The sequence below is a fragment of the Cellulosimicrobium sp. 22598 genome, from assembly GCF_052044445.1.
Classification (GTDB): Bacteria; Actinomycetota; Actinomycetes; order Actinomycetales; family Cellulomonadaceae; genus Cellulosimicrobium; species Cellulosimicrobium cellulans_G.
Genome location: NZ_JBQEMZ010000021.1, coordinates 33,443 through 46,468, shown reverse-complemented (window position 1 = coordinate 46,468; position 13,026 = coordinate 33,443). Strand labels below are relative to the sequence as shown.

Annotated in this window: 8 protein-coding genes; 6 read left to right on the top strand and 2 right to left on the bottom strand. The window is 74.3% G+C overall.

The genetic code is table 11. The features are described 5' to 3' along the window. Position 1: 1 nt before the first annotated feature. Positions 2 to 1,045, top strand: a complete 1,044-nt coding sequence (locus ACTJIY_RS18205; RefSeq protein WP_440675136.1) for an asparaginase — start codon at positions 2 to 4, stop codon at positions 1,043 to 1,045. Beyond that, positions 1,042 to 1,482, top strand: coding sequence for a D-aminoacyl-tRNA deacylase (dtd, locus tag ACTJIY_RS18200; RefSeq protein ID WP_253053866.1), 441 nt, complete (start codon positions 1,042 to 1,044; stop codon positions 1,480 to 1,482). The genes ACTJIY_RS18205 and dtd overlap by 4 nt, the downstream gene beginning before the upstream one ends. 785 nt (positions 1,483 to 2,267) lie before the next feature. Here dtd and ACTJIY_RS18195 read toward each other — a convergent pair. Beyond that, the gene (locus ACTJIY_RS18195) at positions 2,268 to 3,299 is read right to left on the bottom strand and encodes a CorA family divalent cation transporter (RefSeq protein ID WP_353708394.1); all 1,032 of its coding nucleotides are present in this window, start codon (positions 3,297 to 3,299) and stop codon (positions 2,268 to 2,270) included. After that, positions 3,299 to 3,490 carry a hypothetical protein gene (locus ACTJIY_RS18190; RefSeq protein WP_253053861.1) on the bottom strand — a complete coding sequence of 64 codons (192 nt, stop codon included), beginning with the start codon at positions 3,488 to 3,490 and terminating at the stop codon, positions 3,299 to 3,301. The genes ACTJIY_RS18195 and ACTJIY_RS18190 overlap by 1 nt, the downstream gene beginning before the upstream one ends. Before the next feature lie 509 nt (positions 3,491 to 3,999). On the opposite strand from ACTJIY_RS18190, the gene ACTJIY_RS18185 reads away from it, so the two are divergent. The 4 genes from ACTJIY_RS18185 (at position 4,000) to ACTJIY_RS18170 (ending at position 13,007) form a co-directional block, all read left to right on the top strand. Next, complete coding sequence (locus tag ACTJIY_RS18185) at positions 4,000 to 7,068, top strand: LuxR C-terminal-related transcriptional regulator (protein ID WP_440675135.1); 3,069 nt, start codon at positions 4,000 to 4,002, stop codon at positions 7,066 to 7,068. Between the two features lie 226 nt (positions 7,069 to 7,294). Continuing rightward, entirely contained in the window at positions 7,295 to 9,235 is a 1,941-nt protein-coding gene (locus tag ACTJIY_RS18180) for a glycosyl hydrolase family 18 protein (protein ID WP_440675134.1), read from the top strand. A gap of 293 nt (positions 9,236 to 9,528) precedes the next feature. Then, positions 9,529 to 12,183: a glycosyl hydrolase family 18 protein gene (locus ACTJIY_RS18175; RefSeq protein ID WP_440675133.1), complete on the top strand. Its 2,655-nt coding sequence runs from the start codon at positions 9,529 to 9,531 to the stop codon at positions 12,181 to 12,183. Between the two features lie 203 nt (positions 12,184 to 12,386). Continuing rightward, entirely contained in the window at positions 12,387 to 13,007 is a 621-nt protein-coding gene (locus ACTJIY_RS18170) for a hypothetical protein (RefSeq protein ID WP_205206530.1), read from the top strand. Positions 13,008 to 13,026 lie beyond the last annotated feature (19 nt).

Below are 13,026 nucleotides of genomic sequence, written 5' to 3'. Positions count from 1 at the left end.
GGTGACCGCGCACGTCCACGGCGGGGTCGAGCGCGCCGCCGTCCCGCTCGCGGAGGTCGTCCGGGGCGACCTCGTCGAGTCGGTCCACGCCGGACACCTCGTCCTGCTGAGCGGCGACGGCGAGCCGGTCCTGGAGCGTGGCGACGCCGACGCCGTGATCTGGCCGCGGTCGAGCGTCAAGCCGTTCCAGGCCGTCGCGATGCTGCGGCACGGGCTCGTCCTGCCACCCCGCCTCCTGGCGCTCGCCGCGGCGAGCCACAACGGGGAGCCGGAGCACCTCGCCGGCGTCCGGGAGATCCTCGACGGCGCCGGGCTCGACGAGTCGGCGCTGCGGAACACGCCCGACATGCCGCTCCACCCGCCCGCCGCGTTCACGTGGCAGCTCGAGGGCCACGGGCCGTCGTCGATCACGCAGAACTGCTCCGGCAAGCACGCGGCGATGCTCGCGACGTGCGTCGCCGCCGGCTGGGACACCGCCACCTACCTGGACGTCGACCACCCGCTGCAGGTCGCGGTCCGCGAGACCGTCGCCGAGGCGACCGGCGTGCCGGTCGAGCACGTGACCGTCGACGGCTGCGGCGCGCCACTCTTCTCGACGACCGTGCGCGGTCTGGCGCGGGCGTTCGGGCGGCTCGCCGCAGCCCCGGAGCGCGACCCGCGCTCGCCGGAGGCGCACGTCGCGCGCGCGATGGCGGCGTTCCCGGAGATGGTCGGCGGGACGGGCCGGGACGCGACGCTCGCGATGCGCGCGGTGCCCGGCCTGGTCGCCAAGGACGGTGCGGACGGCGTCTACGGCGCCGGTCTGCCCGACGGCAGCGCCCTCGCCTTCAAGGTGCTCGACGGCGGCTCCCGCCCGCGGCCCGCGGTGCTCGCCGCCGCGCTCCGACGCCTCGGCGCGCTCGGCGTGGCGGGGGTCGACGACGCGGCGCTGACCGCGCTCGGCGACGTGCCCGTGCTCGGCGCGGGCCGGCCCGTGGGCGTCGTGCGGCCGGTCCTCGACGGCGCGTCCGTCGCGCCGACGGATGACGCGGAGCGTCGCTCGTGAGGGCCGTCGTGCAGCGCGTCTCGCGCGCGAGCGTGAGCGTCGTGGCCGACGACGGCACGACGGAGGTCGTCGGGGCGATCGACCGTCCCGGGCTGCTCGCGCTCGTCGGCGTGACGCACGACGACGGCGACGCGCAGGTCGAGACCATCGCGCGCAAGATCGCGGAGCTCCGGATCCTCGCGGGGGAGCGGTCGGTGCAGGACGAGGGCGCACCCGTGCTGGTCGTCAGCCAGTTCACGCTCTACGCCGACACGAAGAAGGGCCGCCGGCCGTCGTGGAACGGAGCAGCCCCCGGGCCCGTCGCCGAGCCGTTGGTCGAGGCGGTCGTGGCACGGCTGCGCGAGCGCGGGATCGAGGTCGCGACCGGACGGTTCGGCGCGCACATGGCCGTCGAGCTCGTCAACGACGGCCCGGTCACCCTGATCCTCGAGGCCTGACGCACCTCCCGGAGCGCATCGCGTGAGGTAGAGCCGTGGTTGGCCGAGGTAGAGCCGTGGTTCTTGGTGTTCGACGGCGTGTGGCTGGGTTGGGTGGGCGGGGTGGGTGGTGGTGCCGCGTCTACCATCCGCCGCTCGTTCCTCGCGGCTCCCGCCAGGCCCGACCACGACGCGGCACCACCACCCACCCCGCCCGGCGTCGTCTCGCCCCGGTCTCCGCCCACCTCGGGCGACTGCCCGCGGTGTCGGTTCACCGAGCATGTTCCCGCCGTCGCCTTCGGTCACCGCGTGGCACGGTCGCCCCGGCCCCGGCCCCGGCCCCGGCCCCGGCCCCGGCCCCGGCCCCGGCCCCGGCCCCCGGATCCCGGTGCCGCAGCGCCGTGGCCGTGGGTCGCGTCACCGTCGGACGGGCTGGTCGTCGCGATGTCGCGTCGAGTCGTGGCGACGTCACGTCGAGCAGGTGGTTGTGGATCGTCGGGGGGTGCCTGACGAGCCGTGGTCGCCTGTTCGGCTTGCGAGGACGGCCTGGTCGGCCGGGCGGCGGGCCGTGGGTGGGCTGATGGAAGAGCGGTGGGGGTGGGCTCGGATGCGAAGGGGCATCAGAGCGGCGCTCCGAGAACCCACGCCCGACAGGCCAGGGTGACGGCGCCGCAGCCCCGAGCACCGAGGCCACCCGCGCCGCGGACCCGACCCCGCGGGCTTGAGGCCCGAGCCCGCGGGCTGGAGACCCGAGCGCGCGCCGCGGGCCGGGCTCGCCGGCGAGACGCGAGCGCGCGCTGTCGGGGTCAGCGGAGCCAGCCGCGGCGCTTGATGTAGGCGAGCGGGATGACGGCTGCCACGAGGGTGAGCAGGACGGTGAGCGTGAAGCCGTAGGGGCGGTCGAGCTCGGGCATGTGCGTGAAGTTCATGCCGTAGAACGACGCGATGAGCGTCGGCGGCAGGAACACGGCCGTGATGATCGTGAAGACCTTGACGATCTGGGCCTGCTTGACGTCGAGCGAGGTCATGATCGCCTGCTGGAGGTACCGCACCTTGTCGTGCTCGAAGCTCGCGTGCTGCTTCACCCCGTCGATGTCGGCCACCAGGGTCTCCACGAGCCCGGCGAGAACGGGGTCGGAGTCGGCGATCTCGCTGCGCAGGTGCCGTGCGGCGCGCGCGAGCGAGAGCTGGGACTCCTGGGCGCGCGAGACGATCTCCTCCGCGCGGTTCATCCGGGTGATGGTGTCCTGCATGTCGCTCACCCCGATCTCCCGACCGCGGGAGTCGACGCCGCGCGTCGCCTCGTCGATCTCGTCGGACATGTCCTCGAGCAGGTCGCTCGCGTACGACACGACGCGGTCCGCCGCCTCGTTGAGCGCGTAGAGCAGCGCGTACGCCACCCCGTAGGAGGATCCGGTGAGCCACGGGGTGCGCCGCATGCGCGCGATCGCCTTGTCGAAGACGCCGTAGTGGCGCTGCGGCTGGGCGGTCACGACGACGTCGGGGGAGAGGGCGAGCACGATCCGCTCGTAGACGACCCGGTCGCCGTCGCGTCGCGTGGCGGTCACCGGGAGGTAGACGTGCGCGTCGGTCTCCCAGACCCGGTCGCCGGCGGCGGCGAAGTCGACGCCGTGCTCGGCGGCGCGGGCCGTCGCGTCGGGGTCGCCCACGCCGACCTGGACCCAGCGGGAGCGCAGGACGCGGGGGTCGAACCGGGGTGCGCCGGCGCCCTGCGCGCGGGCGTGCAGGTCCAGCCCGCCGCGTGCGGGGGCGGGGAGGGCACGGTCGGCACCGGCCGTGAGGGCGAGGCCCGTGGGCTCGGGCAGCGTCGTCGTCATCAGACACCTCCGGCGGTGACGTGCGCGAGCAGCAGGGCGACGCAGATGAACACGTACAGGCCGACGGTGAAGGAGATGGACTGGCGTTCCAGGTTCGGTCGGCGGGCGCGACGTCGGTCCTCGCGCGCGTCGCGCAGGGGAAGGCGTGCGGGGCGCGTCCGGGTCTCGGTGGCAGGCGAGCGCTGGGTCATGGTGGTCGTCCTTCTCGGCGGGCCGACGACCACGGGCGAGCGCCACGGGGTGGGCGGCGGGCGCGGGTGGGTCGGCGAGGTGCGTCGGCGGGTGTTCCTGCGGCGCGCACGACGGCGCGCGCGGTGCGCACTGGCGACCTCCCCGCGCGGGGCGACGGCCGGCCGCGCGAGTCCTCGGGCTTCGCCGACTCAGGCGACGGGCTGCGGGCCACGGAGGGTGAGCGCGCAGTGCACGGTTCTATGACTGCTGCCGTCCGGCATGGGGCTCACCTCGCTCTCGTGGCGGCGGCGCCGTGGGCGCCGCACCCGGGTCGGGGCGCACGAGAACCGTGGCCGCGACGGGGATCGAGGCCAGGCTAGCCCTCCGTCCCAGACGGGGCAAGCGCCGTCGGCCCAGGTGGCGGTCGTGTGACGACCGGGAAACGATGTGGTGATCCCTTGTTTACGGAGGGTTGTTAACATTTCATCCGGTCGACGGGCGACGAAGCCCCCGGACGGAGGGTCCCGACATGTCAGAACAGCACGACTACCTGGTTCCCGAGCCGCACCGTCGCGCGGACACGCGGTCCGCGCGACGGCTCGAGCGACTCTCCTCCCGCGCGCAGGAGGTCGACCGCGCGCTCGCTGCCGTGAGCGAGGGCAAGGGCGGCCTCGTGTGGACGGCCGAGCGCGGCATGGGGGCGAGCGCGACGCTCGAGCTCGTGTGCGAGGCCGTCGCGACGTCCACCTTCGCGCGCCCGACGCTCACCCTGCGGTGTCGCCCGCCCGCGGGTGCTCCCGCGCCGGGCTCCGCGGTCGTGTCGCTCGTGTCGCAGGTGTCGCAGCTCGCGGGCGGCGTCGTGCCGGAGCGCCTCACGCGCGTCCTCGAGCCCGTCGACCCCGGCTTCGGCCACCTCCCGGAGGTCGCGGCGGTCGCGCTCGCCGAGCTCCTCGTGGAGTCGTTCGACGGCGCGACGGTCGTGCTCGTGGCCGACGACCTGCACCTCCAGGACGAGCTCAGCAGGGCCGTCCTCGCGAGCCTCGTCGCGCAGCGCCACGCGCCGGTCGTGCTCCTCGGTACGGCGACGGCGGGCGCGCTCGACCCGTCCTCCGGGCCGTTCGAGCTCCGCGCCGTCCCGCCGCTCGCGCCCGCCGACGCCCTGCACCTGCTGCTCGTCGAGCGCCGGCTCGCCGTCGCGCCGCACGTCGCGGCGCGCCTCGCGTCGCTCCTCGGCGGCAACGCCGCCGCGCTCACCCAGACGGCGGCGCTGCTCACGCCGGAGCAGCTCTCCGGGGGGTCGATCCTCCCGGACCCGCTGCCGGCGGTGCCCGCCGTGCGCTCGCTCTTCGCCGACCGTCTCGCCGCCCTCAGCGAGGGGGAGCGGCACGCGCTCCTGGTCGCGGCCGTGGCCGTCGTGGACCGGACGGAGCTGCTGCTGTCGGCGACCGGCCTCGCGATGGACGAGGTCCTCGACGGCCCGCTCGCCGAGCACCTCGCGCTCGTGGGTGGCCGCTTCGCGTTCGTCGACCCGCGCATGCGGTCCCTGGTCCACGCGGACGCGCGGCTCGCGGAGCGCACCTCGGCGCACGTCGCGCTCGCCGAGGCGCACCGCCGGGCGGGCGAGGAGGACGTCGCGGTGTGGCACTCGGCGCTCGCGACGCTCGTCGGCGACCCGGCGCTCGTCCCGGGACTGCTGCGGATCGCGCGTCGGCACCTGGACCGCGGGGACGTCGTCTGGGCGCACGAGGTGGCCCGCGAGGCCGCGAGCCAGGCCGCGACCGAGCACCGCGCCGAGGCGTTCGCGATCGCGGGCGTCGCCGCGCTGCGGTCGGGCCACGTGCAGGACGCGGCGGACTGGTTGCGCAAGGCGTCTCGCAGCGGCGACGACGCGCTGCGCGCGCGGACGCTCGGGCCGCTCGTCGCCGCGCTGACGCTCGCGGAGGGTCAGGTCCCGGACGACGTCCTCTCGCCCTACCTGCGCGGCGGACAGCCCGACGACCTCGCGCCGGACGCCGTGGCGGGGGTCGTGTCGGGCGTGCTCAACGCGGCACGGCTGCACGCCGAGCGGGGCGACGGCGTGAGCACGTCCCAGCTCCTCGACACGGCGACCTTCCTCGCGTCGTGGTGCGACGACGACGAGACGGCCGCGGGGCTCGCTCTCGCACGGTCCTGGGCGGCCGTGTTCGGGGTGGGCGAGCGCGGGGTGGTCCCCGACGTCGACCTCGGTCCCGACCACGAGGCGTCGCTGCAGGTGAGCCGTGCGCTCGCCCTCGCGGCCGACGACCGGCTGGACGACGCGGCACAGACGCTCGCGAGCGTCGTCGCGTCCCTCGCGCCGGTCCGCGACGGCGGCCGGTGGTTCGACGGGCCGGACGCCGCCCTCACGCCGCTCGCGGAGGCGCACGTCCGGCTGGCCCAGTCGCTCGTGCACCTGTGGCGCGGCACGCTGACCCGGGCCGCGGACGAGCTCGCCGAGGCGGCGTTCCGGCTCCCGCTCGGGCTGCCGTTCGCCGGGCTCGGCGTGGCGGCGGCGCGCCGTCTCGACATGATGACCCGCGGCGTCGTGGGACCGGTGGCGACGGCGCTCGAGGAGACGTGCGCGAGCCCGACGTCCCGCCCGGTCCGGCTCGGGCTCCTCGTGGACCGGGCGATGGGCGCGGCGTTCGCGCACCACGTGACCCAGGCGGCCACGCTCCTGGAGCTCGCGGCCGAGCGCGAGCGCCCCGACAGCGCACGCATGCTCCCGCTGCCCGGGCTGGACGACGTCGAGGCATGGGTCGTCGCCGGGCGCCACGACGCGGCGCAGCGCGCGCTGGCCCGGCGGAAGGTGGACGCGAAGGAGCTGCCGCCGTCGCTGCGGTCGGCGACGCTCGTCCGGGCCGACGTGTCCCTCGCCGCGCCCGAGGACCTCACCGCGCCGCTCGAGCGGGCGACGCGCGTGAACCGGACCACGGCCTCGCCCTACGAGCACGCGCGGACGGACCTCTGCGCCGCGCGGGCTCTCGTGCGGGCCGGAGAGCTGCAGCGTGCGCACGGCCTCTTCCTGTCCGCGATCGAGCTGTTCGACGACGCGGGGGCGGACGCCTGGACGACGATCGCGCGGGAGGAGCACGCGGACGTCGTCCGGCTCCTCGGCGGACCGGTGACGGACGACGCGCCCGGGACGCCGGTGCCCGCGGGGCCGGTCGTAGCGGCGACCGGGGCCGTGGTGGGCGGCGCGCCCGCCGGCTCGTGGGCGGCCGCGGCGCGCGCCGCGGGCCTGCATGCGCCGCTGCCCGGGGTGCTCGGCGGGCAGCGGCCGGGAGCCGAGCCCGTGGCCCGTCCCGTGCCGCCGGACGCATGCCGGCTCGCGGTGCGCGAGAGCGACGTGTCGGACGAGGCGCTCGCCGAGCTCCGGGGCCGGTGGTCCGACGAGCTCACCGAGCGCGAGCTCGACGTCGCGCTGCTCGTCGTCCAGGGCGCGTCCAACCGGGAGGCCGCGGACCAGCTGTACCTCTCGGTGCGCACGGTGGAGGTGCACCTCGGTCGCGTGTTCCGCAAGCTCGGGGTGCGCTCGCGCGTCGAGCTCACCGTGCTCGCGCACCGGGTGGGGCGTTGAGGGGAACCCACCACCCCCGTCGGGACGCTACGTAGCGAGGGGCGCGAGCCGCGTTCGATTCGGTGTGATTCGTCCGCTTCTGAGGGCCTCTGTCCTACGGGTGAACCCTTACGTGGCGGGTAAGTTCGCACCATGAACAATGTGGGAAGCGCGGATAACGCCGCGGTGCCCGCGTCATTACGTTCGAGAGGACCCGAGGGCGACGACGACTCCGGAGGACGGCAGCGTGGCCCACCGCACCAGCAGCGAGGCAGGACCCATGGACGTGTCCCTCTTCACCCGACCACCCCGACCCGGGCGCCGTCGCGGCGCACGCGTCGCGGCGCTCGCGACCGCTGCGGCGCTCGTCGGCGGACTCCTCGCGGGAGTCGCACCGGCCCAGGCCGCCGAGGTCGCACCCGCCGCCGTCTCCCACCCGGGCGACAGCGACGTGAACGGCTACCGGAACGTCGGCTACTTCACGCAGTGGGGCGTGTACGGCCGCAACTTCCAGCTCAAGAAGGTCCAGGACTCCGGCGCTGCCCAGGACCTCACGCACATCAACTACTCGTTCGGCAACATCCACTACCAGAACCTCACGTGCTTCATCGCGAACAAGGCGCAGGGCACGGGGCCCAACGGCTCCGACGGCGCCGGTGACGCGTGGGCGGACTTCGGCATGGGCTACACCGCCGCGAACTCCGTGGCCGGCGTCGCCGACACGTGGGACCAGCCGCTCGCCGGCTCGTTCAACCAGCTCAAGCAGCTCAAGGCGAAGAACCCGCAGCTCCGCGCCCTCATCTCCATCGGTGGCTGGACCTGGTCCAAGAACTTCTCGCGGGCTGCCGCGACGCAGGCGTCGCGCGAGAAGTTCGTGTCGTCGTGCATCGACATCTACATCAAGGGCAACCTCCCGGTGATCGACGGCCGCGGCGGGGCCGGCGCCGCCGCCGGTGTGTTCGACGGCATCGACATCGACTGGGAGTGGCCCGGCTCGAACAACGGCGAGGTCGGCAACTACGTCGACACCGTCAACGACCGCGCGAACTTCAAGCTGCTGCTCGCCGAGTTCCGCAAGCAGCTCGACGCGTACGGCGCGCAGACCGGCAAGCACTACCTGCTCTCGGCGTTCCTCCCGGCCAACCCGGACGACATCGCGGCGGGCGGCTGGAACGACCCGGCGATCTTCGAGTACCTCGACTACGGCAACGTCCAGGGCTACGACCTGCACGGCGCGTGGGACCCCGCGCTCGCCGGCCCCCAGGCCAACCTGTACGACGACCCCGCCGACCCGCGGGCGGCCAACCGCCAGTTCAGCGCCGACAAGGCGGTGCAGGAGTACCTGCGCGGCGGCGTCGACCCGAGCCAGCTCGGCCTCGGCATGGCCATGTACGGCCGCGGCTGGAAGGGCGTCACGTCCTCGGCCCCGTGGTCGGCGGCGAACGGGGCCGCACCGGGCACCTGGGAGGCGGGCAACGAGGACTACGACAAGCTCCGCACGCGGGGCCAGGACTACTACGACCCGGCGACGGTCTCGGCCTGGCGCTACGACGGCGACCAGTGGTGGGGCTACGACAACGCGCGGTCCGTCGCCGCCAAGGCGGAGTACATCGACCGCCTGAACCTCGGCGGCGGCATGTGGTGGGACCTCTCCGGCAACCATGACGGCACGCTGCTCGGGACCTTCACGGACAAGGTCCGTGCGCTCCCGGCGGGTCCGGTCGACGGCACGGACGGCTCGACCGACCCGACGGACCCGACCGATCCCACGGACCCCACGGACCCGACCGACCCGACGGACCCGACCGACCCGACGGACTGCCTGGCCGCCTGGTCGTCGACCGCGGTGTACACGGGCGGCGCGACGGTGTCGTTCGAGGGGAAGAACTACCGCGCCAAGTGGTGGACCCAGGGTGACCGCCCGAGCGCGGGCGGCCCGTGGGAGGCGACCGGCACGTGCGGCGCGACGGACCCGACGGACCCGACCGACCCGACCGATCCGACCGATCCCACGGACCCGACCGACCCGGGCACGTGCACGGCGCCCGCCTGGTCGTCGAGCGCGGTCTACACCGGTGGCGCGACGGTCTCCTACCAGGGCCAGAGCTACCGCGCGAAGTGGTGGACGCAGAACAACGTCCCGGGCGCGGAGCAGTACGGCCCCTGGGAGTCGCTGGGCGCCTGCTGACGCCCACCCCTGACGGCGCCGGTCGCCACGAGCGACCGGCGCCGCCGAGCGGGGCCCCGTCCACGACGTGGTCGACGGCGGGTGCGGTGACGAGTCCCGTGCACCCGCCCGTGCACCCTCCCCTCGCCGCGTCACCGAACGCCTCCGTCGTCGACCGCCGTCGTGACGGGTCCCGCTCGGCACCCCTCAGCAACCCTTCACCCGTCGGTCGCCCTCCCCCCGGCGACCGTGCCCGACGCGACGCCGTCCGGCGTCGTGCGCACCGACCCAGCAGATCGAGGTACCCCATGCGGTTGTCCCTGACCCCTCGGGCGCGCGCCCCCCGCGCTCCCGGACGCCGGCCACAGGTCGTCGCGGCCGTCACGACGCTCGCCGTGCTGGCCACCGGCCTCGCCGGTGCCGCGGCCGCGCAGGCCGCGACCCCCCTCGCCGCCGCCACGGCCACGGCGTGCGCGGACCCCTGGTCCGCGACCCCCGCCTACGTGGGCGGCGCGACCGTCTCGTACGGCGGCCAGAACTACCGGGCGAAGTGGTGGACGCAGAACAACGTCCCGGGCGCGGAGGCGTACGGCCCCTGGGAGTCGCTCGGCGCGTGCGGCGACACCCCGACCGAGGAGCCGACATCGGACCCGACCACGGACCCGACGACCGACCCGACGACGGACCCGACGACGGACCCGACCACCGACCCCACGACGGACCCGACCACCGACCCCACGACGGAGCCGACGACCGACCCCGCCGCGAACCCGGACGAGAAGTGCCGTCCTGACGGCATGGCGCAGACGCCGGGCGTCAGGACGCCCTACTGCGACGTGTACGACGAGAGCGGTCGGGAGAAGCTGCCGAACGGGCTCGACCGCCGCGTCATCGGCTACTTCTCGAGCTGGCGGACCGGCACGAACGGCCAGCCGCGCTACCTCGCGAGCGACATCCCCTGGGACAAGCTCTCCCACATCAACTACGCGTTCGCGCACATCGACGGCAACGACAAGGTCTCCGTGAACGCGGGCGCGGCCGGCAACGCGGCGACGGACATGACGTGGCCGGGCGTCGCGGGCGCGGAGATGGACCCGGCGCTCGACTACACGGGCCACTTCAACCTGCTGGCGAAGTACAAGAAGGCCCACCCGGGCGTCAAGGTCATCCCGGCCGTGGGCGGCTGGGCCGAGACGGGCGGCTACTTCGACGCGAGCGGGAAGCGCGTCGCGTCCGGCGGCTTCTACACGATGACGGAGTCGCAGGCGCGCATCGACACCTTCGCGGACTCGGTCGTCGACTTCGTCCGCCAGTACGGGTTCGACGGCATCGACATCGACTACGAGTACCCGACGTCCAACAACCAGGCCGGCAACCCGGACGACTTCCAGATCTCCGACAAGCGCCGCGGGCAGCTCTTCCAGGGCTACGTGAACCTCATGAAGACCCTGCGCGAGAAGCTCGACGCGGCGGGCGCGCAGGACGGCGAGTACTACATGCTGACGACCGCGACGCCGTCGTCGGGCTGGCTGCTGCGCGGCATGGAGGTCTACCAGGTCACGCAGTACACGGACTACGTGAACATGATGACGTACGACCTGCACGGCGCCTGGAACGAGTACGTGGGCGGCAACGGAGCCCTGTTCGACGACGGCAAGGACCCCGAGCTCGCGGCCGGCGGCGTGTACAGCGCGTACAAGGGCATCGGCTACCTCAACGGCGACTGGGCCTCGCACTACTTCCGCGGCGCCATGCAGGCCGGCCGCATCAACCTGGGCGTGCCGTTCTACACGCGCGGCTTCCAGGGCGTCCAGGGCGGCACGTACGGCATGGGCGGCACCGCGAAGGCGCCGGCCGGGTTCCTCTGCCCGGCGGGCACGAACAACAAGTGCGGCTACGGCGCGGAGGGCATCGACAACCTCTGGTACGACAGCGACCCGCAGGGCAACGCGGTCCCGGCCGGCGTCAACCCGATGTGGCACGTGCTCAACCTCGAGAAGGGCGTGACGGGCGACTACGTCTCCGCGTACGGCGTCACGGACACGATCCAGGGCACCTACGAGCGCCACTTCGACCCGGTCACGAAGAACGAGTGGTGGTGGAACGCGCAGACGAAGACGTTCCTCTCCGGTGACTCGACCGAGGCGATCGCGGCCAAGGCGGACTACGTCGCGAACACCGGCCTCGGCGGCCTGATGATCTGGGAGCTCGCGGGCGACTTCGGCTACGACCAGGCGAAGGGCCAGTACGAGATCGGCAGCACGCTCGTCGACCTCATGCACAGCAAGCTCTCGGCCACGACGCCGTACGGCGCGTCGAAGGCGAACGCCGACCGGACGATGCCGACGCAGGCGCTCGACGTCGACATCCGGTACACGGAGTTCGCGCTCGGCGACAACAACTACCCGATCTCGCCCAAGGTCGTCTTCGCCAACAACGGCGCGAAGGACATCCCGGCGGGCGCGACGATCTCGTTCCAGTACGGCACGACCGACCCGGGCGAGATGAGCGACTGGAGCGGCTTCAAGACCACGGTCACCGCGAAGGGCCACACGGGGGACAACGTCGGCGGCCTCGACGGCGACTTCCACACCGTGCAGTTCACGGTCCCGACGGGGGGCATCCCGGCGGGCGGCTCGATCACGAACCAGCTCAAGTGGTCGATGCCGGCCGCCCAGTTCTCCAACGTGATCGTCACGGTCGACGGCGTGGACTACGCCACGACGTACGACCACCCGCGCGGCGTCACCGTCGTCGACCTCCCGGGCTCCGGGAGCGGCGGGGGTCCGGGTGGCCCCGGCACCGGCACGGGCGAGTGCGCCGCCGCGGCCTGGGTCGCGGGCACGGTCTACACCGGCGGCGCGGTCGTGAGCCACGGCGGTCACGTGTGGACGGCGCGCTACTGGACCCAGAACGACACCCCCGGCGCCTCGGCGTGGGGTCCGTGGGCCGACGGCGGCGCGTGCTGACGCACCGCCGGCGTCCCTGACGAGGTCCCGCCGCGACGGCTCGCGGGTACGGGGAATCCCGTACCCGCGAGCCGCCATCGTGTGGGTCTCACGCATCTCGACCCGTGGTCGCGCTCGCTAGCGTGACAAGACCGACGAGGTCTCCGCAGCTCCCCCCAGTGGGCTGCGGGGACCTCCGACCGTGAAAGGCGACCAACGTGCACGTGCAGCATCGAACGACCCGTCTCTCCCTCTCCCTCGCGGCCGTCGCGCTCGGCGGCCTGCTCCTCGCCGGCTGCTCGGGGGGCTCCGAGCCCGACGCGACCGCCGACGGAGGCTCGGGCCCGGCGACGGCCGAGGACCACGGCGCGCACGGCGCCCACGCCGACGAGAGCAAGGTCCCGGTCGGCCCCCTCCAGCTCCCGGCCGCCGAGTACTGGTCCGTGCTCCAGCCCGCCGACGGCGTCACGCAGGTCCGCTCGGGCGGGTGCCCCGAGGACGCGGTCTGCCCCGCCTTCGAGATCCTCACCGGGGCGGGCCTCGACGGCGTCGACCCCGCCGCCGCCCACGTGCCCGACGGCGCGACCTGCCCGGGCACCGACCAGCTCGCGGCCCGCGCGGTGGGGGAGGCGGTCGAGTCGGACGTCGAGGTCGCGGGGACGGCCGCCACGCTCGCGCGCTGGACGCTCTCGTGCGTCGACCCCTCCGGGGCCGAGGTGCGCACCGTCGAGCAGCTCCAGTGGTACGTCCCCGACGCTCCGGGCGGCGCGGTGCTCGTCGTCGACCGGTGGGCCTTCGAGGGCCTGGAGTCGCGCCTGGCGGCCGGCGCCTGGGCGGCCGCCTGACGGACCCGCCCCCGACGGG

What these genes read in the sequence shown, in the direction of transcription:
- ACTJIY_RS18195 (WP_353708394.1), bottom strand. Translation starts at nt 3,299, where the DNA reads ATGACGACGACGCTGCCCGAGCCCACGGGCCTCGCCCTCACGGCCGGT.
- ACTJIY_RS18190 (WP_253053861.1), bottom strand. Translation starts at nt 3,490, where the DNA reads ATGACCCAGCGCTCGCCTGCCACCGAGACCCGGACGCGCCCCGCACGC.
- ACTJIY_RS18185 (WP_440675135.1), top strand. Translation starts at nt 4,000, where the DNA reads ATGTCAGAACAGCACGACTACCTGGTTCCCGAGCCGCACCGTCGCGCG.